The sequence below is a fragment of the Streptomyces sp. NPDC050738 genome, from assembly GCF_040654175.1.
Taxonomy (GTDB): domain Bacteria; phylum Actinomycetota; class Actinomycetes; order Streptomycetales; family Streptomycetaceae; genus Streptomyces.
The window spans coordinates 305,611-325,914 of the sequence record NZ_JBFAHN010000005.1 but is presented as its reverse complement, the minus strand read 5'-3'; the positions used below and the strand labels follow the sequence as shown (position 1 = coordinate 325,914).

General features: G+C 67.9%; 16 protein-coding genes and 1 pseudogene. 13 read left to right on the top strand and 4 right to left on the bottom strand.

Features of this window, described 5'->3' with window-relative positions; translation table 11 throughout:
• Window positions 1-90: 90 nt before the first annotated feature.
• The 4 genes from metH to AB0H78_RS15895 all read left to right on the top strand — a co-directional run bounded on the left by metH (window position 91) and on the right by AB0H78_RS15895 (window position 8,161).
• On the top strand, window positions 91-3,600 hold the full coding sequence (metH, locus tag AB0H78_RS15910) for a methionine synthase (protein WP_363234962.1): 3,510 nt from the start codon (window positions 91-93) through the stop codon (window positions 3,598-3,600).
• A gap of 97 nt (window positions 3,601-3,697) precedes the next feature.
• Window positions 3,698-4,399: an HAD family phosphatase gene (locus tag AB0H78_RS15905; protein ID WP_363234961.1), complete on the top strand. Its 702-nt coding sequence runs from the start codon at window positions 3,698-3,700 to the stop codon at window positions 4,397-4,399.
• Window positions 4,400-4,903: 504 nt separating this feature from the next.
• Complete coding sequence (locus tag AB0H78_RS15900; RefSeq protein WP_363234960.1) at window positions 4,904-6,502, top strand: ABC transporter substrate-binding protein; 1,599 nt, start codon at window positions 4,904-4,906, stop codon at window positions 6,500-6,502.
• A 72-nt stretch (window positions 6,503-6,574) separates the two neighbouring features.
• Window positions 6,575-8,161, top strand: coding sequence for an ABC transporter substrate-binding protein (locus tag AB0H78_RS15895; protein WP_363234959.1), 1,587 nt, complete (start codon window positions 6,575-6,577; stop codon window positions 8,159-8,161).
• Between the two features lie 30 nt (window positions 8,162-8,191).
• Here the strand turns inward: AB0H78_RS15895 and AB0H78_RS15890 are convergent, their stop codons facing one another.
• Together AB0H78_RS15890 and AB0H78_RS15885 are read right to left on the bottom strand one after the other, a co-directional pair.
• Window positions 8,192-8,863 carry a response regulator transcription factor gene (locus tag AB0H78_RS15890; RefSeq protein WP_363234958.1) on the bottom strand — a complete coding sequence of 224 codons (672 nt, stop codon included), beginning with the start codon at window positions 8,861-8,863 and terminating at the stop codon, window positions 8,192-8,194.
• 43 nt (window positions 8,864-8,906) lie between these two features.
• Window positions 8,907-9,746, bottom strand: a complete 840-nt coding sequence (locus tag AB0H78_RS15885; RefSeq protein WP_363234957.1) for a RecB family exonuclease — start codon at window positions 9,744-9,746, stop codon at window positions 8,907-8,909.
• A 100-nt stretch (window positions 9,747-9,846) separates the two neighbouring features.
• Between AB0H78_RS15885 and AB0H78_RS15880 the strand changes: the two genes are divergently transcribed.
• From AB0H78_RS15880 to AB0H78_RS15870, 3 genes are all read left to right on the top strand, one after another.
• Window positions 9,847-11,106, top strand: coding sequence for a site-2 protease family protein (locus tag AB0H78_RS15880; RefSeq protein WP_363234956.1), 1,260 nt, complete (start codon window positions 9,847-9,849; stop codon window positions 11,104-11,106).
• An 18-nt stretch (window positions 11,107-11,124) separates the two neighbouring features.
• Window positions 11,125-12,036, top strand: a complete 912-nt coding sequence (locus AB0H78_RS15875; RefSeq protein WP_363234955.1) for a tRNA (adenine-N1)-methyltransferase — start codon at window positions 11,125-11,127, stop codon at window positions 12,034-12,036.
• A 172-nt stretch (window positions 12,037-12,208) separates the two neighbouring features.
• Complete coding sequence (locus AB0H78_RS15870; RefSeq protein ID WP_363234954.1) at window positions 12,209-12,769, top strand: hypothetical protein; 561 nt, start codon at window positions 12,209-12,211, stop codon at window positions 12,767-12,769.
• Between the two features lie 51 nt (window positions 12,770-12,820).
• On the opposite strand, the gene AB0H78_RS15865 is transcribed toward AB0H78_RS15870, so the two are convergent.
• A complete protein-coding gene (locus AB0H78_RS15865) occupies window positions 12,821-13,132 on the bottom strand; it encodes a ferredoxin (protein ID WP_363234953.1) in 312 nt (103 codons plus the stop codon).
• 241 nt (window positions 13,133-13,373) lie between these two features.
• Between AB0H78_RS15865 and arc the strand changes: the two genes are divergently transcribed.
• From arc to prcA, 6 genes and pseudogenes are all read left to right on the top strand, one after another.
• A complete protein-coding gene (arc, locus tag AB0H78_RS15860) occupies window positions 13,374-15,140 on the top strand; it encodes a proteasome ATPase (RefSeq protein WP_363234952.1) in 1,767 nt (588 codons plus the stop codon).
• A 254-nt stretch (window positions 15,141-15,394) separates the two neighbouring features.
• Window positions 15,395-16,906, top strand: a complete 1,512-nt coding sequence (gene dop, locus AB0H78_RS15855) for a depupylase/deamidase Dop (protein ID WP_363234951.1) — start codon at window positions 15,395-15,397, stop codon at window positions 16,904-16,906.
• 119 nt (window positions 16,907-17,025) lie between these two features.
• Complete coding sequence (locus AB0H78_RS15850; RefSeq protein ID WP_206961727.1) at window positions 17,026-17,244, top strand: ubiquitin-like protein Pup; 219 nt, start codon at window positions 17,026-17,028, stop codon at window positions 17,242-17,244.
• Window positions 17,245-17,302: 58 nt separating this feature from the next.
• Window positions 17,303-17,491: pseudogene (locus AB0H78_RS15845) on the top strand (endonuclease domain-containing protein); the annotation flags it as partial.
• On the top strand, window positions 17,443-18,288 hold the full coding sequence (gene prcB / locus AB0H78_RS15840) for a proteasome subunit beta (RefSeq protein WP_363234950.1): 846 nt from the start codon (window positions 17,443-17,445) through the stop codon (window positions 18,286-18,288). The pseudogene AB0H78_RS15845 and the gene prcB, both read left to right, overlap by 49 nt.
• Before the next feature lie 54 nt (window positions 18,289-18,342).
• Window positions 18,343-19,095, top strand: coding sequence for a proteasome subunit alpha (gene prcA / locus AB0H78_RS15835; RefSeq protein WP_329114726.1), 753 nt, complete (start codon window positions 18,343-18,345; stop codon window positions 19,093-19,095).
• An 83-nt stretch (window positions 19,096-19,178) separates the two neighbouring features.
• Here the strand turns inward: prcA and AB0H78_RS15830 are convergent, their stop codons facing one another.
• A complete protein-coding gene (locus tag AB0H78_RS15830) occupies window positions 19,179-20,240 on the bottom strand; it encodes a LacI family DNA-binding transcriptional regulator (protein ID WP_363234949.1) in 1,062 nt (353 codons plus the stop codon).
• Window positions 20,241-20,304: the final 64 nt, after the last annotated feature.

The window sequence follows — 20,304 nt, the reverse complement described above, 5'->3', positions numbered from 1 at the left end:
CCCCTGGACGCCCCCGCTAGGCTGGCCCGGTGCGCCGTCCTGCCGGAGGGCGCAAAGCCGACAGCCGTCGCACCCCAGGGAGCACTTTCCATGGCCTCGTTGCCGACCCCTCCGTCCGCCCGTGACCGCGCCGCCGCACTGCGCGAAGCCCTTGCAAGCCGGGTCGTCGTCGCCGATGGTGCGATGGGCACCATGCTCCAGGCGCAGGATCCCACCCTTGAGGATTTCCAGGACCTCGAAGGCTGCAACGAGATTCTCAACCTCACCCGCCCCGACATCGTTTCATCGGTGCACCGCGAGTACTTCGCGGTCGGCGTGGACTGCGTCGAGACGAACACCTTCGGTGCGAACCACACGGCTGCCACCGAGTACGAGATCGCCGACCGGATCCACGAGCTGTCCGAGTCCGGCGCCCGTATCGCCCGTGAGGTCGCCGATGAGTTCGCGGCCGCCGACGGCCGCCAGCGCTGGGTGCTCGGCTCCATCGGCCCGGGCACCAAGCTGCCTTCGCTCGGACACATCGACTACGCCACGATCCGCGACGGCTACCAGAAGAACGCCGAGGGCCTCCTCGCCGGTGGTGCCGACGCGCTGATCGTGGAGACCACCCAGGACCTGCTGCAGACCAAGTCCAGCCTGATCGGCGCCCGCCGCGCCATGGAGGCGCTCGGGATCGACGTGCCTCTCGTCTGTTCGCTCGCCTTCGAGACCACCGGCGTGATGCTCCTCGGCTCCGAGATCGGCGCCGCGCTGACCGCGCTGGAGCCCCTCGGTATCGACCTCATCGGCCTCAACTGCTCGACCGGCCCTGCCGAGATGAGCGAGCACCTGCGCTATCTGGCACGCCACTCCACGACGCCGCTGATGTGCATGCCCAACGCCGGTCTGCCCATCCTGACCAAGGACGGCGCGTACTTCCCGCTGACCCCGCCGGAGATGGCGGACGCGCACGAGACCTTCGTGAACGACTACGGCCTCCAGCTCATCGGCGGCTGCTGCGGTACGACGCCCGAGCACCTGCGCCAGGTCGTCGAGCGGGTCCGCGACCTCACCCCGCCCGTCCGCGACCCGCGCCCCGAGCCGGGCGCCGCCTCGCTCTACCAGACGGTCCCCTTCCGCCAGGACACGGCGTATCTGGCGATCGGCGAGCGCACCAACGCCAACGGCTCGAAGAAGTTCCGCGAGGCCATGCTGGAGGCCCGCTGGGACGACTGCGTGGAGATGGCCCGCGACCAGATCCGCGAGGGCGCGCACATGCTCGACCTCTGCGTCGACTATGTGGGCCGCGACGGCGTCGCCGACATGGACAAGCTGGCCGGCCTCTTCGCCACCGCCTCGACCCTGCCCATCGTCCTGGACTCCACCGAAGTGCCCGTCATCCGGGCCGGGTTGGAGAAGCTCGGCGGGCGTGCGGTCATCAACTCGGTCAACTACGAGGACGGGGACGGCCCCGAGTCGCGCTTCGCGAAGGTCACCGCGCTGGCCCAGGAGCACGGAGCGGCCCTGATCGCGCTGACCATCGACGAGGAAGGCCAGGCCCGTACCCCCGAGCACAAGGTCGCCATCGCCGAGCGGCTGATCGCCGACCTGACCGGCAACTGGGGCATCCGCGAGTCGGACATCCTCATCGACACCCTGACCTTCACCATCTGTACCGGCCAGGAGGAGTCCCGCAAGGACGGCATCGCGACCATCGAGGCGATCCGTCAGCTGAAGCAGCGCCACCCGGACGTACAGACCACCCTGGGTCTGTCCAACATCTCCTTCGGCCTCAACCCGGCCGCCCGCGTGGTCCTCAACTCCGTCTTCCTCGACGAGTGCGTCAAGGCCGGCCTCGACTCGGCGATCGTCCACGCCTCGAAGATCCTGCCCATCGCCCGCCTGGAGGAGGAGCAGGTCAAGGTCGCCCTCGACCTGATCTACGACCGGCGCGCGGAGGGCTACGACCCGCTGCAGAAGCTCATGGCGCTCTTCGAGGGCGTCAACATGAAGTCGATGAAGGAGGGCCGCGCCGAGGAACTTCTCGCGCTGCCCCTGGAAGAGCGCCTGCAGCGCCGCATCATCGACGGCGAGAAGAACGGCCTGCAGGCCGACCTCGACGAAGCCCTCGAGACCCGCCCCGCGCTCGACATCGTCAACGACACCCTCCTGGAGGGCATGAAGGTCGTCGGCGAGCTCTTCGGCTCCGGCCAGATGCAACTGCCCTTCGTGCTCCAGTCCGCGGAGGTCATGAAGACCGCGGTGGCCCACCTGGAACCGCACATGGAGAAGTCCGACTCCGAGGGCAAGGGCACCATCGTGCTCGCCACCGTGCGCGGCGACGTCCACGACATCGGCAAGAACCTCGTCGACATCATCCTCACCAACAACGGCTACAACGTGGTCAACCTGGGCATCAAGCAGCCCGTCGCCGCGATCCTGGAAGCCGCCGAGGAACACAAGGCCGATGTCATCGGCATGTCGGGCCTCCTGGTCAAGTCCACGGTGATCATGAAGGAGAACCTCCAGGAGCTCAACCAGCGCAAGATGGCGGCCGACTTCCCCGTCATCCTGGGCGGCGCCGCACTCACCCGCGCGTACGTCGAGCAGGACCTGCACGAGATCTACGAGGGCGAAGTCCGCTACGCCCGCGACGCGTTCGAGGGCCTGCGCCTGATGGACGCCCTGATCGGCGTCAAGCGCGGCGTCCCCGGCGCCGTACTGCCCGAGCTCAAGCAACGCCGCGTCCCCAAACGGGACACGGCCGTCCTGGACGTCGTGGAGGAGCCCGAGGGCTCGGTCCGCTCCGACGTCTCCACCACCAACCCCGTCCCCACCCCGCCCTTCTGGGGCACCCGCGTCGTCAAGGGCATCCAGCTCAAGGAGTACGCGTCCTGGCTGGACGAGGGCGCCCTCTTCAAGGGCCAGTGGGGGCTGAAGGAGGCCCGCAAGGGCGGACCCTCCTACGAGGAGCTGGTGGAGACCGAGGGCCGCCCGCACCTGCGCGGCTGGCTGGAGAAGCTGCACACGGGCAACCTCCTGGAGGCGGCCGTGGTGTACGGCTACTTCCCCTGTGTCTCCAAGGGCGAGGACCTGATCCTCCTCAACGACGACGGCAGCGAGCGCACCCGCTTCACCTTCCCGCGCCAGCGCCGCGGCCGCCGTCTGTGCCTGGCCGACTTCTTCCGCCCCGAGGATTCGGGCGAGACCGACGTCATCGGCCTGCAGGTCGTCACCGTCGGCTCACGCATCGGCGAGGAGACCGCCAAGCTCTTCGAGGCCAACTCCTACCGCGACTACCTCGAACTGCACGGCCTGTCCGTGCAGTTGGCCGAGGCCATGGCCGAGTACTGGCACTCCCGCGTCCGCTACGAACTCGGCTTCGCCGGCGAAGACCCCGCGGACGTGAAGGACATGTTCGACCTGAAGTACCGCGGAGCCCGCTTCTCCCTCGGATACGGCGCCTGCCCCGACCTCGAGGACCGCGCGAAGATCGCCGACCTGCTCCAGCCCGAGCGCATCGGCGTACACCTCTCCGAGGAGTTCCAGCTCCACCCCGAGCAGTCCACGGACGCGATCGTCATCCACCACCCCGAGGCGAAATACTTCAACGCGCGCTAAGCGATCGAGACGTACACTGGTCGGTCCAGTGCAGGCCGGTCGCCTCCCTCACCTGGGAGGCGGCCGGCCTTCTCGTCCCTTCAGGAGGTGTGCCCGGATGACAAGTACGGTCCCCGCGCCCAGTACACGTACGGCCGAAGGCTCGGCCCTCCAAGCGGTCCTCCTCGACATGGACGGAACCCTCGTCGACACCGAGGGCTTCTGGTGGGACGCCGAGGTCGAGGTCTTCGCCGACCTCGGACACCGGCTCGACCCGACCTGGAAGCACATCGTGGTCGGCGGACCCATGACCCGCAGCGCGGGCTACCTCATCGAGGCCACGGGCGCCGACATCACGCTTCCCGAGCTCACTGTGCTGCTCAACGACCGCTTCGAGCAGCGCATCACCCGCGGTGTGCCGCTGATGCCCGGAGCCGCCCGGCTGCTCGCCGAACTGGCCGCGCACCGGGTGCCCACGGCCCTGGTCTCCGCCTCCCACCGGCGCATCATCGACCGGATCGTCACCTCGCTGGGCCCCTCCCACTTCCACCTCACCGTCGCAGGCGACGAGGTGGAGCGCACCAAGCCGCACCCCGACCCGTATCTCCTCGCGGCGGCCCGCCTCGGAGCCGAACCGGCCCGCTGCGCGGTCATCGAGGACACGGCCACCGGAGTGGCCGCCGCCGAGGCCGCGGGCTGCCGCGTCGTGGCCGTGCCGTCCGTCGCACCGATCGCCCCCGCGTCGGGCCGGGTGGTCGTCGGATCGCTCGAAGAAGTCGACCTTGCCTTTCTGTCGACCTTGATCACGGGAATGCACTGATCCGTGCACCGAGCGTGTTTCCCCGAATGAAGGGGGAAACTCTCGGCAGCGGACCGTGTATTTTCCGTGAGCACCCCACCGGGTAATTCACGCCCCGTCAAAGCTGCCCCGGGCGTGACCTTTGTCACCCGACAGGCCGTCGACAGTGGAGAGTTGACGTGTAGAGGTGCTCCCATGTGTCCGGATTCGCGCCCCATGTGTCCCAGTTGGTGGGCGGGTGTACGGAAACATTCCTGCGCTCTGAAATCGGTGCACCCGTATTCGCGTTGGGCCGACGATTAGTCCTCAACTCGTCGTAGTTCCAGCTTTCCTGACGCAGCCCACTAATCTCATCGCGAGAACTCCGCCGCACCCCCACTCGTGGCCCAGCGCCCACCCAGCGCTGAGAACACAGGACTGATCGCTCTGTACCCGGCCCCGATCGCGCTGCTCCACACAAGCGGCAGCGGCGGAGTGTCAAGCAGACCGCTGTATCCCAGCGTGGGATGAGGGAGAACGTCCAGGATGAACCGCAAGACCTTGGTGCTGTCGGCCACCGTGTGCCTGCTGGCTCCCGTGCTCGCCGCATGCGGCGGATCGGGCAGCGGCGGTGGTGGCAAGGCCATCGTCGTGGGCACCACGGACGCGTACGAGGCCACGAAGGACACCCCCGCACCCTTCGACCCGGCGTACGCCTATGACGCGAGCGCCTGGAACATCCTGCGCCAGACCGTGCAGACCCTGGTCCACGTGCCGCGCGGCGGCGGTGTGCCCGTGCCGGACGCGGCCAGCGACTGCCACTTCACCGACCACGAGAACGAGAGCTACCGCTGCACGCTGCGCGGCGGGCTGAAGTTCGCCAACGGCAAGGCCATCACCTCGGCCGATGTGAAGTACTCCATCGACCGCGTGCGGAACATCAACGACGAGGCGGGGCCCGTCTCCCTGCTGGAGAACATCGACACCATCGAGCCCGCGGGCGACCAGGCAGTCGTGTTCCACCTGAAGACACCCGACGCGACCTTCCCGTACAAGCTCTCCACGCCTGCCGCGGGCATTGTCGACAAGGACACCTACGCCCCGAAGAAGCTGCGCGAAGGCTTGCAGGTCGACGGATCGGGCCCGTACACCCTCAAGACCGAGACCAAGGGCGATCAGGTCGTCAAGGCGGTCTTCACCAAGAACCCGAACTACAAGGGTGACTTGAAGATCGAGAACGACAAGGTGGAACTCCGTTCGTTCCCCGACGCCGACGCGATGGGCAAGGCCCTCAAGTCCGGCGACATCGACATGATGACCCGCACCATGTCGCCCGAGCAGATCCAGCAGATGTCCACCGCCCCGGAGCAGGGCATCAACCTCGTCGAGCTGCCCGGCCTGGAGATCCGCTACCTGGCCTTCAACACCAACGACCCGTCGGTCAAGAACAAGGCGGTCCGCCAGGCGATGGCCCAGGTCATCGACCGCGGCCGGCTCGCCAGCCAGGTGTACGGGGCGACCGCGGAGCCGCTGTACTCCCTCATCCCCACCAGCATCTCCGGCCACAGCAACTCCTTCTTCAACAAGTACGGCGACCCGAGCAGGACCAAGGCCGCCTCGCTGCTGCGTACGGCCGGCATCCACACCCCGGTGAAGCTGGTGCTGCACTACACGACCGACCACTACGGCTCGGGCACGGCGAAGGAGTTCAAGGTGCTCCAGGAGCAGCTGAACGCCTCGGGTCTCTTCGACGTCACCGTCCAGGGCACCAAGTGGTCGGAGTACCGCCCGGCGCAGAAGAAGAACACGTACGCGGTCTACGGCCTCGGCTGGTTCCCCGACTTCCCGGACCCGGACAACTACATCGCGCCGTTCCTCGACAAGGGGAACTTCCTCAACACCCCGTACGTCAACACCGCGATCCGTACCACCTACATCCCCGAATCGCGGAAGGCCACCGACCGCAACGCGGCGTCCGCGACCTTCGGAAAGGTCCAGGACATCGTCGCCAACGACGTGCCGGTCCTGCCCATCTGGCAGGGCAAGCAGTACGTCGCCGCACGCGACGACATCACCGGCGTCGAATGGGCGGTCAACTCCTCGTCCGATCTCCAGCTCTGGGAGCTCGGCCGCGGCGTGAGCTGACGCCGAGCAGTACACCGGACGCGAAGGCCGCGCGCCGGCAAGCAATTCACCGAATCAGTGAGGCACCTGCGCGTGAGGATACGTAACCAATGGCTGTCGGCCCCGCTTGCTGCGGGGCTGGCGGCCGGCCTGCTCACCGGCTGCGGCAGCGGCGAGGGCGGCTCCGGCGGCACGGGCAAGCCGATCGTCATGGGAATGTCTGACGAGATCCAGTCCACGGACCCGGCCGCGGGTTACGACCCGGGCTCCTGGCTGCTGTTCAACAACGTGTTCCAGTCGCTGATGAGCTTTCCCAAGGGAAGCGCGACGCCCGAGCCCGAGGCCGCCAAGGAGTGCGGCTTCGACAAGGGCGGGTCGACGGTCTACCGCTGCACGCTGCGCGACGGGCTCAAGTTCAGCAACGGCGACAGCCTCACCTCGGAGGACGTCAAGTACTCCTTCGACCGCGTCGCGAAGATCAACGACGATGCCGGCCCGATGCCGCTCCTCACCACGATCGACAAGATCGAGACACCGGACAAGAAGACCGTCGTCTTCCGCCTCAACACCCCCGACGCCACCTTCCCCAGCAAGATCGCCTCGGGTGCCGGCTCCATCGTCGACCACCGTGAATACGCGTTCAACAAGCTGCGCAAGGACGGCAAGGCGGTGGGTTCGGGCGTCTACAACCTGGACTCGTACTCCAAGAGCGAAGCGGTCTTCTCGGTCAACTCGAAGTACAAGGGCACCGCCGAGGCCAAGAACACCGGCATGACGATGAAGCTCTTCAACGGTGACCAGAAGGCCCTGGGCGCGGCTCTCAAGAACGGCGAGATCGACCTCGCCTACCGAGGCCTCACCGCCAAGGACATGGAGAGCCTCCAGCAGGCCTCCGCCACCAGCGACGACGGCATCCAGATCATCGAGGGCACCAGCGCCGAGGTCCAGCACCTGGTCTTCAACGTGAAGGACCCGGTCGTCGGCAACATCGGCGTACGCAAGGCGATGGCGTTCCTCATCGACCGCAGCGCCCTGGTCACGGACGTCTACCGGTCCACCGCCGAGCCGCTCTACTCGATCGTCCCCGCCGGGATCGCCGCCCACAACACGGCCTTCTTCGACACCTACGGGGGCACCCCGCAGCCCGCACGGGCCAAGCAGGCTCTGCACGCGGCGGGTGTCGACAAGAAGGTGAAGCTCACGCTCTGGTCCACGCCCAGCCGCTACGGACCCGCCACCGACGACGAGTTCAAGGCCATCGCCAAGCAGCTGAACGCCAGCGGGCTGTTCGACGCGACGGTCAAGTCGGTGCCCATCGAGGAGTACGACAAGGGCATCGCGGCCGGCAAGTACGGCGTGTACGTGAAGGGCTGGGTCCCCGACTACCCGGACCCGGACAACTTCACCTCGCCGTTCTTCGGCAAGGGCAACGTGCTGGCCAACAACTACGCCAACTCGACGATCACCGACGACATCATCCCGTCGACCTCCGCCGCGGCGGACCGGGGCACGACGACCTCGGAGTTCGGCAAGCTCCAGAACGTCGTCGCCGCGGACCTGCCGATCCTCCCGCTCTGGCAGGGCAAGCAGTACGCCGTCGCCCACCAGAACATCACGGGCCTCGAGTGGACCCTGGACGCCTCGACGGTCTTCCGATTCTGGGAGATCGCCAAGAGCTGACCGTGACCGGCCGTCCCGGCGCCCCGTCCGCTACTGGGCGCCGGGACGGACCAGCCCGCTCTCGTACGCGTACACCGCGGCCTGCACCCGGTCACGCAGACCCAGCTTGGTCAGCACATGGCCCACATGCGTCTTGACCGTGGTCTCGCTGACGAACAGATCAGCGGCGATCTCCGCATTGGAAAGGCCGCGCGCCACCAGCTTCAGCACCTCGACCTCGCGCTCGGTGAGCGTGTGCAGGGTGTCGGGCACCGGGTCCTCGCCGGACGGCAGGTGCTCCGCGTACTTGTCGAGCAGCCGGCGCGTGATGCTCGGCGCCAGCATCGCCTCGCCCGATGCGACCACCCGGATCGCCTGGACCAGCTCGACAGCGGGCGCGTCCTTGAGCAGAAAACCGCTCGCACCGGCGCGCAGGGCCTCGACCACGTACTCATCGAGATCGAACGTCGTCAGCACCAGCACCTTGGCCGGGCCGTCGCGGCCCGGTCCGGTGATCTGACGGGTCGCCTCGACCCCGTCCATCCGGGGCATCCGGATGTCCATCAGCACCACATCGGGCTGCAGCGCCCGCACCTGGTCGAGCGCCTGGAGGCCGTCCCCGGCCTCGCCGACCACCGCGATGTCCTGCTCGGCCTCCAGGATCATCCGGAAACCGGTGCGCAGCAGCGGCTGGTCGTCGACCAGTAGGACGCGGATCGCCACGGGAACTCCTTCAGTAGACCGGGCCCATTCTGCCCTGACGCCTCTACGGCGACTCCACGGGGCGCACGGTGAGCGGATAGACCGGCGGCGTGCCTCCGAATTCCGGACACACCGCCTGGTGGTCGCACCAGCCGCACAGCTTCGTCTTCCGCGGCCGCCACTCGCCCGTCGCGGTGGCCTCCTTGATCGCCTCCCACAGCGCGTGCAGCTTGCGCTCCACCCGCTCCAGATCGGCCTCCACGGGGTCGTACGTCAGCACCTCGCCATTGCCGAGATACACCAGCTGCAGCCGCCGCGGCACGATGCCCTTCAGGCGCCACACCACCAGCGCGTAGAACTTCATCTGGAAGAGCGCGCCCTCCGCGTACTCCGGGCGCGGGGCCTTGCCCGTCTTGTAGTCGACGATCCGCACCTCGCCGGTGGGCGCCACGTCGACCCGGTCGATGATGCCGCGCAGCCGCAGCCCCGAAGCCAGCTCGGTCTCCACGAACAGCTCGCGCTCGGCCGGCTCCAGACGCGTCGGGTCCTCCAGCGTGAACCACCGTTCGACGAGCTGCTCCGCCTCCTGCAGCCACGTCGCCAGATCCGCGCCCGCCGTCCCGTCGGGGGATTCACCGAACAGTCCGGCCAGCTCCGGCTTGGACTCCAGCAGCCGGTCCCACTGCCCCGGGACGAGCCCCTTCGCCCGCACCGCCGTCCGTTCCTGGGCCGGATTGTCGAAGAGCCTCTCCAGCACCGCGTGCACCAGCGTGCCGCGCGTCGCCGCCGCGCTCGGCTTCTCGGGCAGCTTGTCGATCACCCGGAACCTGTACAGCAGCGGACACTGCATGAAATCGCTCGCGCGGGAAGGAGAGAGTGACGAAGGCGGTTGAGCGGTAGTCATGACGAAGACCCTACGGCCCGCCACTGACAGTCATCCGCATACCATCGTCACCAGGCCCCTCCTCACAGGGGGCGCTCCGAGTGGGAATCGAAGGGACATCGTGGACGAGAGCGGCGACAGCGGGAGTCCCCAGTCCGGCAAGTCCGGTACCGGGGAAGCGAATCCCGGTGCCACCCCCGACGGCGACAAGCCGCGGCGCCGCGACGAACCCGGCGGCGGCATCCTCATGGGACGCCCCTTCGGTGTCCCCGTCTACGTCGCGCCCAGCTGGTTCCTGGTGGCCGCGCTCATCACCTGGGTCTTCGGCGGCCAGCTCGACCGCGTACTGCCCGAACTGGGCGCCGCGCGCTACCTCGTCTCCCTCTTCTTCGCCGTCGCCTTCTACGCCTCCGTACTCGTCCACGAACTCGCCCACACGGTCGCGGCCCTGCGCTTCAAGCTCCCCGTGCGCCGCATCCAACTGCAGTTCTTCGGCGGAGTCTCCGAGATCGAGAAGGAGTCCGACACCCCCGGCCGGGAATTCGTCCTGGCCTTCGTCGGCCCTCTTCTCTCGCTGATCCTCTCCGGGATCTTCTACCTCGGTATGAAGGCCGTCGAGCCCGGCACCGTCCCCGGTGTGCTCCTCGCGGGTCTGATGATCTCCAACCTCATCGTGGCGGCCTTCAACCTGCTGCCCGGCCTGCCGCTCGACGGCGGCCGGATGCTGCGCGCCGTCGTCTGGAAGATCACCGGCAGGCCGATGACCGGCACCATCGCCGCCGCCTGGTTCGGCCGGGCCCTCGCGGTCACCGTCCTCATCGGGCTGCCCCTGCTCACCCACACCGGCGCACTCGGGAACGACACCGCGGACATCGGCGGGATGACCACCGTCACCGACGCGCTGCTCGCCGCGATCCTCGCCGCGATCATCTGGACCGGTGCGGGCAACAGCCTGCGCATGGCACGGCTCCGCGAGCACCTCCCCGAGCTCCAGGCCCGCGCCCTCACCCGGCGCGCGGTCCCCGTGGAGACGAACACCCCGCTCTCCGAAGCGCTGCGCCGCGCCAATGAGGCGGGCGCCCGCGCACTCGTGATCGTCGACGGGCAGGGCGACCCCACGGCGCTGGTCAGGGAAGCGGCCATCGTCGGCGTCCCTGAGCACCGGCGCCCCTGGGTCGCCGTCAGCGGGCTGGCGCAGGAGCTCACCGACGGGATGAAGGTCCCCGCCGAACTGGCCGGCGAAGCGCTGCTTGACACGCTGCGCGCCAACCCCGCCACCGAGTACCTGGTGATCGAGGAGAACGGTTCGATCTACGGCGTGCTCTCCACCGCCGATGTCGAACGTGCATTCGTAGCAGCGATGGCGCGACCCGGCTCCTAGGGCCGGTAGGCTGGTCACATGTCCGAACCGACCGGTGCCGCCCGCCGACGCGGGCCCCTCAAAGTCGGGGACCAGGTCCAGCTCACCGACCCCAAGGGACGCCACCACACCTTCACGCTCGAAGCAGGAAAGAATTTCCACACCCACAAGGGTTCTTTCCCGCACGACGAGCTGATCGGTGCTCCCGAGGGCAGTGTTGTCCGTACCACGGGGAACGTCGCCTACCTGGCGCTGCGCCCCCTGCTCCCCGACTTCGTCCTGTCCATGCCCCGCGGTGCAGCCGTGGTCTACCCCAAGGACGCGGGGCAGATCATCGCCTTCGCGGACATCTTCCCCGGCGCACGCGTCGTGGAAGCGGGCGTCGGCTCCGGCTCGCTCAGCAGCTTCCTGCTCCGCGCCGTGGGCGACCACGGGATGCTGCACTCCTACGAGCGCCGCGAAGACTTCGCAGAGATCGCCACCCAGAACGTCGAGCGCTACTTCGGGGGCCCGCACCCCGCCTGGCAGCTCACTGTCGGCGACCTCCAGGACAACCTCTCCGACACCGACGTCGATCGCGTGGTGCTGGACATGCTCGCCCCCTGGGAGTGCCTGGAGGCCGTCTCCAAGGCCCTCGTCCCCGGCGGCATCCTCTGCTGCTACGTGGCCACCACCACCCAGCTCTCGCGCACCGTCGAATCCATCAGGGAGATCGGCTGCTTCGCCGAGCCCCAGCCGTGGGAGTCGATGATCCGCAACTGGCACGTCGAGGGTCTCGCGGTCCGCCCCGACCACCGGATGATCGGCCACACCGGCTTCCTCGTCACCGCCCGCCGTCTCGCGGACGGCGTCGAGCCGCCCATGCGCCGCCGCCGCCCCTCCAAGGGCGCGTACGGCGACGACTACACCGGCCCCGGCAGCGAGCGCGGTGCGGCCCCCGCCGACGACTGACCGCGTAACCCGTAACGCACCGACGCCGCCGCCGAGTTCGTCCCGTACACCGGGGAACTCGGCGGCGGCGTCTTTACGTTGACCTTACGAACCCCGCCGTTCCATGCTCCTGTGACGTGTGGCACTATTCACGCCACCCCCACCAGCAACTGCCCCACAGGAGACATCCCGCGTGCAGCCCTCCGCGCTCCCGGATCTCGCGCACACCCGGACCCGTCCGGTCCACTGGCTCGCCACAGCCGCCGCGATGGCCGCGGTCGTCGCCGCCGCAGGTTTCCTCCAGCCCGACGCCGCCACCGCGTCACAGGCCGGGCCACCCACCACCACGCCCCCCGGCACCGTCGGGGCGGTCTTCCCGCTGAAGTGCGACGCCGCGAAACCGGCGGTCGTGAAGCAGGTCTCGGGCGACCTCGACGGCGACGGCAGCCCCGAAACGGTCGCGGTGGTCCGCTGCGCCGCGGGATCGGGCACCCCGCCCAGCGCCATCTACGTCCTCACCCGCCCCACCGCCAAGGGCGGCGCACCCCGCCTGGTCGCGACCCTGCTCGACCCGGCGCTCAAGCAGAGCGTCACGGACCTCGCGGTCCAGGACGGCGACGTGACGGCGACACTGCTCGGCTATACCACCGACGCGGTCCCGCGCTGCTGCCCCGATGTCCAGGAGAAGGCCAAGTGGCACTGGCAGGGTGGCACGTTCCTGCGGTCCGCCCAGGCCGAAGCGCAGAGCATGTGACCGGTCACGGCTACGGGGCCCTGAGCCGGTGAGCGGGGTGCGGGCGGTCCGTTATTCCGCGTCGGGGCCGTAGACCTCGACCCTGTCCGAAACGCGTCGTACATGGATGCAGTCGCCCGGGCACTCCTTCGCGGAGTCCACGACGTCCGTCAGGAGCGTCAGCGGGACGGGTGTTGTGGCGCCGGCCGTCTGCAGGAGCTCGTCGTCGGCGCTTTTCACGTACGCCAGACCATCGATGTCCAGCTCGAAAACGTCCGGCGCGTACTGCACACAGATGCCGTCACCAGTGCAGAGGTCCTGGTCGATCCAGACCTCGAGGGACTGGGCGCTCTCGTCGGTCACAGCCTCGTGCTGCACGGTCATTTCCCCTGCCGTTTCCTGCGCTGTCGAACCAAATGAAGCCAGCCCTGACGGGTGTTGAACACTTCGACGATACAACCGCCCGCTTTGCCGATGTTGATGGGTGGGTATCCCCCTGGCGTGAGGGAGTGCGCAAGGGTAAAGATCGGACACACTCCGACCGTCTTTGTGATCTAGGTTTCAACGCCCACCTGCCCAGGTAGGGTCAGGAAGCGTCCAGCTCCCCCTGGAGGAGGTGAGGACCGTGGCAGCCCACGACGACGACATCAACCGCGGCATCCGGCCCGCGCGAGGGTCCGAGGACCCCGCCGGTCAGGTTGCCTATCTTGAGCAGGAAATCGCCGTCCTGCGCCGCAAGCTTGCCGACTCTCCGCGCCATACGAGGATTCTCGAAGAGCGGATCGTCGAGCTGCAGACCAATCTGGCAGGCGTGTCCGCCCAGAACGAGCGGCTCGCCAACACACTCCGCGAGGCCCGCGATCAGATCGTGGCCCTCAAGGAGGAAGTCGACCGGCTAGCGCAGCCGCCGGCCGGCTTCGGAGTCTTCCTGCAGGCCAATGAGGACGGCACATGCGACATCTTCACCGGGGGCCGCAAGCTCCGGGTGAACGTCAGTCCCAGCGTCGAGCTCGAAGAGCTCAGGCGTGGCCAGGAAGTCATGCTCAACGAAGCGCTCAACGTGGTCGAGGCCATGGAATTCGAGCGCGCCGGGGACATCGTCACCCTCAAGGAGATCCTCGAGGACGGCGAGCGCGCCCTGGTGGTCGGGCACACCGACGAGGAGCGGGTGGTGCGGCTCGCCGAGCCACTCCTGGACATCACCATCCGCCCCGGCGACGCCCTGCTGCTCGACTCCCGGTCCGGTTACGTCTACGAAGTAGTCCCCAAGAGCGAGGTCGAGGACCTGGTCCTCGAAGAGGTTCCGGACATCGACTACGACAAGATCGGCGGCCTGGGCGACCAGATCGAACTGATCCGGGACGCGGTCGAGCTCCCCTACCTCCACCCCGACCTCTTCAAGGAACACGAGCTGCGGCCGCCCAAGGGCATCCTGCTCTACGGCCCGCCCGGTTGCGGCAAGACACTCATCGCCAAGGCCGTCGCCAACTCGCTGGCCAAGAAGGTCGCCGAGGTGACCGGCCAGCCCACGGGGAAGAGCTACTTCCTCAACATCAAGGGCCCCGAGCTCCTCAACAAGTACGTCGGTGAGACCGAGCGGCACATCCGCCTCGTCTTCCAGCGTGCGAGGGAGAAGGCGAGCGAGGGCACCCCCGTCATCGTCTTCTTCGACGAGATGGAATCCCTCTTCCGCACCCGCGGATCCGGTGTCAGCTCGGACGTGGAGAACACCATCGTCCCCCAGCTGCTCGCCGAGATCGACGGCGTGGAAGGCCTGGAGAACGTCATCGTCATCGGTGCCTCCAACCGTGAGGACATGATCGACCCCGCGATCCTGCGCCCAGGACGACTCGATGTGAAGATCAAGATCGAGCGCCCGGACGCGGAGGCGGCGAAGGACATCTTCGCCAAGTACCTCAGGTCCTCGCTGCCTCTGCACGCGGACGACCTGGCGGAGAACCGCGGCAGCCAGGACGCCGCTGTCCAGGGCATGATCCAGTCCGTCGTCGAGCGCATGTACACCGAAACCGAGGAGAACCGCTTCCTCGAGGTGACCTACGCCAACGGCGACAAGGAAGTCCTGTACTTCAAGGACTTCAACTCCGGCGCGATGATCCAGAACATCGTCGACCGGGCCAAGAAGATGGCCATCAAGGCCTTCCTCGAGCAGGGCCAGAAGGGCATCCGCGTCTCCCATCTCCTCCAGGCTTGCGTGGATGAGTTCAAGGAGAACGAGGACCTGCCCAACACCACCAACCCCGACGACTGGGCCCGTATCTCCGGCAAGAAGGGCGAGCGGATCGTCTTCATCCGCACGCTCGTCACCGGAAAGCAGGGCGCGGACACCGGACGCTCCATCGACACGGTGGCCAACACCGGTCAGTACCTGTAATACGCAGTACCTGCAGCACACAGACCGGCTGCGGGCGCCCCGCCGGGCACCCGCAGCCGGTTCGCATTTCCGCCCAGCCACAACCACTCATGAGCAAACACGTAATTGATCTCCCCACCAGCGCAAAGGCGTTCTAGGCTCTTCGGTACCGCCAAGACGCGCCGTGCGGGGACGGGCACCGCACACGCACCGGAGCTACAGCGGTACTTGAGCGCCGCTCCCGAAGGGGAGCGACGCCGGGCAAGGAGGGCCGCATGACCGTACGGCGAGTAATGGGCATCGAGACGGAGTACGGCATCTCCGTCCCTGGCCACCCCAACGCCAATGCCATGCTCACCTCGTCCCAGATCGTCAACGCCTACGCGGCGGCGATGCACCGGGCGCGCCGCGCCCGCTGGGACTTCGAGGAGGAGAACCCGCTGCGGGACGCACGAGGTTTCGACCTCGCCCGCGAAGCCGCCGACAACAGTCAGCTCACCGACGAGGACATCGGCCTCGCCAATGTCATCCTCACCAACGGGGCGCGGCTCTACGTCGATCACGCACACCCCGAGTACAGCTCGCCCGAGGTCACCAACCCGCGCGACGCCGTCCTGTGGGACAAGGCCGGCGAGCGCATCATGGCCGAGGCCGCCGAACGCGCCGCCCAGCTCCCCGGCGCGCAGCCGATCCATCTCTACAAGAACAACACCGACAACAAGGGCGCCTCGTACGGCACGCACGAGAACTATCTGATGAAGCGGGAGACCCCCTTCTCGGACATCGTGCGCCACCTCACCCCGTTCTTCGTCTCGCGCCAGGTCGTGACCGGAGCCGGCCGGGTGGGCATCGGCCAGGACGGCCACGAACACGGCTTCCAGATCAGCCAGCGCGCCGACTACTTCGAGGTCGAGGTGGGTCTGGAGACCACCCTCAAGCGCCCGATCATCAACACCCGCGACGAACCGCACTCCGACGCGGAGAAGTACCGCCGCCTGCACGTCATCATCGGCGACGCGAACCTCTCGGAGATCTCCACCTATCTCAAGCTCGGCACCACCTCTCTCGTCCTCTCGATGATCGAGGACGGCTTCATCAACGTGGACCTCGCCGTCGACCAGCCGGTGCGCACCCTGCACCAGGTCTCCCACGACCCGACGCTCCAGCGCCTGATCACGCTGCGCAGCGGCCGCACGCTGACCGCCGTACAGCTTCAGATGGAGTACTTCGAGCTGGCGCACAAGTACGTCGAGGAGCGCTACGGCGCCGATGCGGACGAGCAGACGAAGGACGTCCTGGGGCGCTGGGAGGACACCCTCAACCGGCTCGAGAACGACCCGATGAGCCTGTCGGGCGAGCTCGACTGGATCACCAAGCGCGAAATCCTGGAGGGCTACCGCCGCCGGGACGGCGTCGACTGGGACGCGGCACGGCTGCATCTGGTGGACCTCCAGTACGCGGACGTACGGCCCGAGAAGGGGCTCTACAACCGTCTGGCGGCCCGCGGCAAGATGAAGCGGATCCTGGACGAGGACGAGGTCGTACGGGCCGAGACCAAGCCCCCCGAGGACACCAGGGCGTACTTCCGCGGCCGCTGCCTGGAGCAGTACGCCGACGACGTCGCGGCGGCCTCCTGGGACTCGGTGATCTTCGATCTGCCGGGCCGGGACTCGCTGCAGCGGGTGCCCACCCTGGAGCCGCTGCGCGGGACCCGCAACCACGTCAAGGAGCTCCTCGACCGGTGCCGGACCGCGGAAGACCTGGTCCGGGTGCTGTCCGGGGGCTGAAAAGTCCGGCGGAGGGGAAACATCAAGGTGAGCCCGGACGTTCAGAGAAGTACCGGGCCAATGTCGGACCCCGCTTGTAGGGTCTGATCAAGAGCATCGAACCGAGCGGGGTGAGGTAGATGGCGACCAAGGACACCGGCGGCGGACAGCAGAAGGCGACGCGTTCCACCGAGGAGACCGAGGAGGTTGCGCAGGATGCGCAGGGCTCCGAGGACCTCAAGGAACGCCAGGAGAAGCTGAGCGACGACGTCGACTCGGTTCTCGACGAGATCGATGACGTGCTCGAGGAGAACGCCGAGGACTTCGTGCGTTCCTTCGTTCAAAAGGGTGGACAGTAGTCCACGGATGTGAACGGTGGTGGGGTGCCTTCGCGTGCGGCAAGGCATCCCATCGCACCCTCGAGTTCATGTGGATCAATGCCGTCAGACGGGTAGGGTCCGTGGCGTACTGTGCTTCAACTGCAATTCAGGCATCGGCAAGTTGGGAGATGATCCCGACACCCTCCGTCGGGCCATCGCTTACCTGGAAGGAAACGCGTGGAAGCCAACACTCGTAGCACCGGGCGTCTACCAGCTGCCTTCCTGACGCCCGGGTCGTCCTCCTTCATGGACTTCCTGACCGACCACCAGCCCGAGATGCTCCCGGGCAACCGACCCCTGCCGGTCGTGCAGGGTGCGATCCAGGCGCCTCACGGCACGACCATCGTCGCCGCGTCCTTCCCCGGCGGGGTCGTCCTCGCCGGTGACCGGCGGGCGACCATGGGCAACATGATCGCCCAGCGCGACATCGAGAAGGTCTTCCCGGCCGACGAGTACTCGGCGGTCGGAATCGCGGGCACCGCCGGCCTCGCCGTCGAGATGGTCAAGCTCTTCCAGCTGGAGCTCGAGCACTTCGAGAAGGTCGAGGGGACGACGCTCTCCCTGGAGGGCAAGGCCAACCGGCTCTCCACCATGATTCGCGGGAATCTCGGAATGGCCATGCAGGGACTGGCGGTTGTGCCCCTGTTCGCCGGGTACGACGTCGACCGCGAGAAGGGCCGGATCTTCTCGTACGACGTCACGGGCGGCCGCTCCGAAGAGGTCGGTTACGCGGCCACCGGCTCCGGATCGATCTTCGCCAAGGGCTCCATGAAGAAGCTCTACCGCGGCGATCTGACGGAGGAGGAGACCACCACACTGGTCATCCAGGCGCTGTACGACGCCGCCGACGACGACTCGGCGACCGGCGGCCCTGACGTGGCCCGGCGGATCTATCCGATCGTCACCGTCATCACTGATGAGGGCTTCCGCAGACTGAGCGACGCGGAGAGCTCCGAGCTGGCCCGCTCCATCATCGAGCGGCGCCTGGAACAGCCCGACGGGCCGCGCGCCGCGCTGCTCTGAGGATCTGGGACCTCTCCGATGCACTCGTCACTGACAGAAAGGGACGGATAGCCGGTGTCGACGCCGTTCTATGTCTCACCTCAGCAGGCCATGGCCGACCGGGCGGAATATGCCCGGAAGGGCATCGCCCGTGGTCGCAGCCTGGTTGTGCTGCAGTACGCCGACGGCATTGTCTTCGTCGGCGAGAACCCGTCCCGTGCGCTGCACAAGTTCAGCGAGATCTACGACCGGATCGGCTTCGCGGCCGCCGGCAAGTACAACGAGTACGAGAACCTGCGGATCGGCGGTGTGCGCTACGCGGACCTGCGCGGATACACCTACGACCGTGACGATGTGACGGCCCGTGGGCTGGCCAATGTGTATGCCCAGACGCTGGGCACGATCTTCTCGAGTGCGGCCGAGAAGCCGTATGAGGTCGAGCTGGTCGTCGCCGAGGTGGGCAGCGAGGCCGAGGGCGATCAGATCTACCGCCTTCCCCATGACGGTTCGATCGTGGATGAGCACGGTTCGGTCGCGGTCGGTGGCAATGCCGAGCAGATCAGTACGTTCCTCGATCAGCAGCACCGTGACGGCATGACGCTGGCGGAAGCGCTGAAGCTTGCCGTACAGGCGCTGTCGCGGGACACCAACGGCAGTGAGCGGGAGATTCCCGCGGAGCGGCTCGAGGTGGCGGTCCTGGACCGTACGAGGCCGCAGCAGCGGAAGTTCAAGCGGATCGTCGGGCGTCAGCTCTCGCGGCTGCTCGCCGCGGACGATGCGGCGAGCGCGAAGACGGACGTTCCTTCCGACGAGGAAGAGGACGAGTAGTCCGCCCAGTTGTACTGCGGTGCCCCGGATCGCCCGTGCGGTCCGGGGCACTGTGGCGTTTCCAGGGTGTGCGGGGCGTGCGTTCAGGCGGACGGCGGCGGGGCCGTGGAGCCCCGGACGAGGAGCCGGACGGGGAGAAGGGGGCCGGGTGCGGGCGGGGCGCCGTCCAGAACGGCCAGGAGGGCTTCCATGCCGCGCCGGCCGATCTGCTCGGCGGGAAGGGCCACGGTGGTGAGTTCGGGCTCGATGGCGGTCGCCAGGGCCAGGTCGTCGAAGCCGGTGACGGAGAGATCCTCGGGGACGCGCAGCCCGAGGCGCCGGGCGGCCTTGCAGGCGCCGGCGGCCATGATGTCGTCGTCGCAGACGATGGCGGTCGGATGCGGCCCGGGGCCCGAGAGGGCCGCTTCCGCGGCCTGCCTGGCGGCATCCACGTTGAGCGGGGCCTTGACCGTGCGGACCCGCGTACCGCGCAGAGCCTTGTGCAGCGCTTCGGCCCGTACGTCGAAGGTCCAGGAGTCGACGGACGACGCCAGATGCAGGAAGTCCCGGTGGCCCAGGGCCAGGAGATGGTCCGTCACCTGGCGCATGCCGTCGGCGATGTCGAGGTTCACATGTGCGGCCGCGCTCGCCTCGGCGGGGTCGCTGTCGAGCATGACCAGGGGCAGGCCGGACGAGCGGATGGAGGTGAGGGCGTCGACGGCGATGGAGGAGGCGATCACTCCGTCGAGTGCGGCGCGGGCGGAGGCGAAGGGGTCCCTGGCCGGGCCGACGCCGTCGGGGGAGGGGTAGAGCACGACGCCGAAGCCGTGTTCGCCGGCGGCCTCGGCCGCGCCGGTGTAGACGCGGGCGAAGAACTCGGTGGTGAGCGCCGGGACGACGAGCAGGGCGGTCCTGGTGGAGCCGAGCCGGAGGTTGCGGGCCGCCAGATTGGGGCGGTAGCCGAGTTCGGCGGCGGCGTCACGGACGAGTTCCGCCGTACGCGCCGAGACCCTGCCGCGCCACTTCTCACCCAGTACGAGCGAGACCGTGGCCTGGGAGACCCCTGCGGCACGGGCGACATCGCGACTGGTGGGGCGCGGTGGGACACCGGCTTCGGTGCGGGTCACGCTGGCCTCCGGGCGTCTGGACTCCTGGTCTGCGCACATGGTACGTATAACCCCGGACGTTATACGTAACACTTCGGCGGCGGGCCGGGGAGACAAGGGGCAG

What these genes read in the sequence shown, in the direction of transcription:
- dop (WP_363234951.1), top strand. Translation starts at nt 15,395, where the DNA reads ATGACCGTACGGCGAGTAATGGGCATCGAGACGGAGTACGGCATCTCC.
- AB0H78_RS15850 (WP_206961727.1), top strand. Translation starts at nt 17,026, where the DNA reads ATGGCGACCAAGGACACCGGCGGCGGACAGCAGAAGGCGACGCGTTCC.
- AB0H78_RS15905 (WP_363234961.1), top strand. Translation starts at nt 3,698, where the DNA reads ATGACAAGTACGGTCCCCGCGCCCAGTACACGTACGGCCGAAGGCTCG.
- AB0H78_RS15865 (WP_363234953.1), bottom strand. Translation starts at nt 13,132, where the DNA reads ATGACCGTGCAGCACGAGGCTGTGACCGACGAGAGCGCCCAGTCCCTC.
- metH (WP_363234962.1), top strand. Translation starts at nt 91, where the DNA reads ATGGCCTCGTTGCCGACCCCTCCGTCCGCCCGTGACCGCGCCGCCGCA.
- AB0H78_RS15900 (WP_363234960.1), top strand. Translation starts at nt 4,904, where the DNA reads ATGAACCGCAAGACCTTGGTGCTGTCGGCCACCGTGTGCCTGCTGGCT.
- AB0H78_RS15875 (WP_363234955.1), top strand. Translation starts at nt 11,125, where the DNA reads ATGTCCGAACCGACCGGTGCCGCCCGCCGACGCGGGCCCCTCAAAGTC.
- AB0H78_RS15885 (WP_363234957.1), bottom strand. Translation starts at nt 9,746, where the DNA reads ATGACTACCGCTCAACCGCCTTCGTCACTCTCTCCTTCCCGCGCGAGC.
- AB0H78_RS15830 (WP_363234949.1), bottom strand. Translation starts at nt 20,240, where the DNA reads ATGTGCGCAGACCAGGAGTCCAGACGCCCGGAGGCCAGCGTGACCCGC.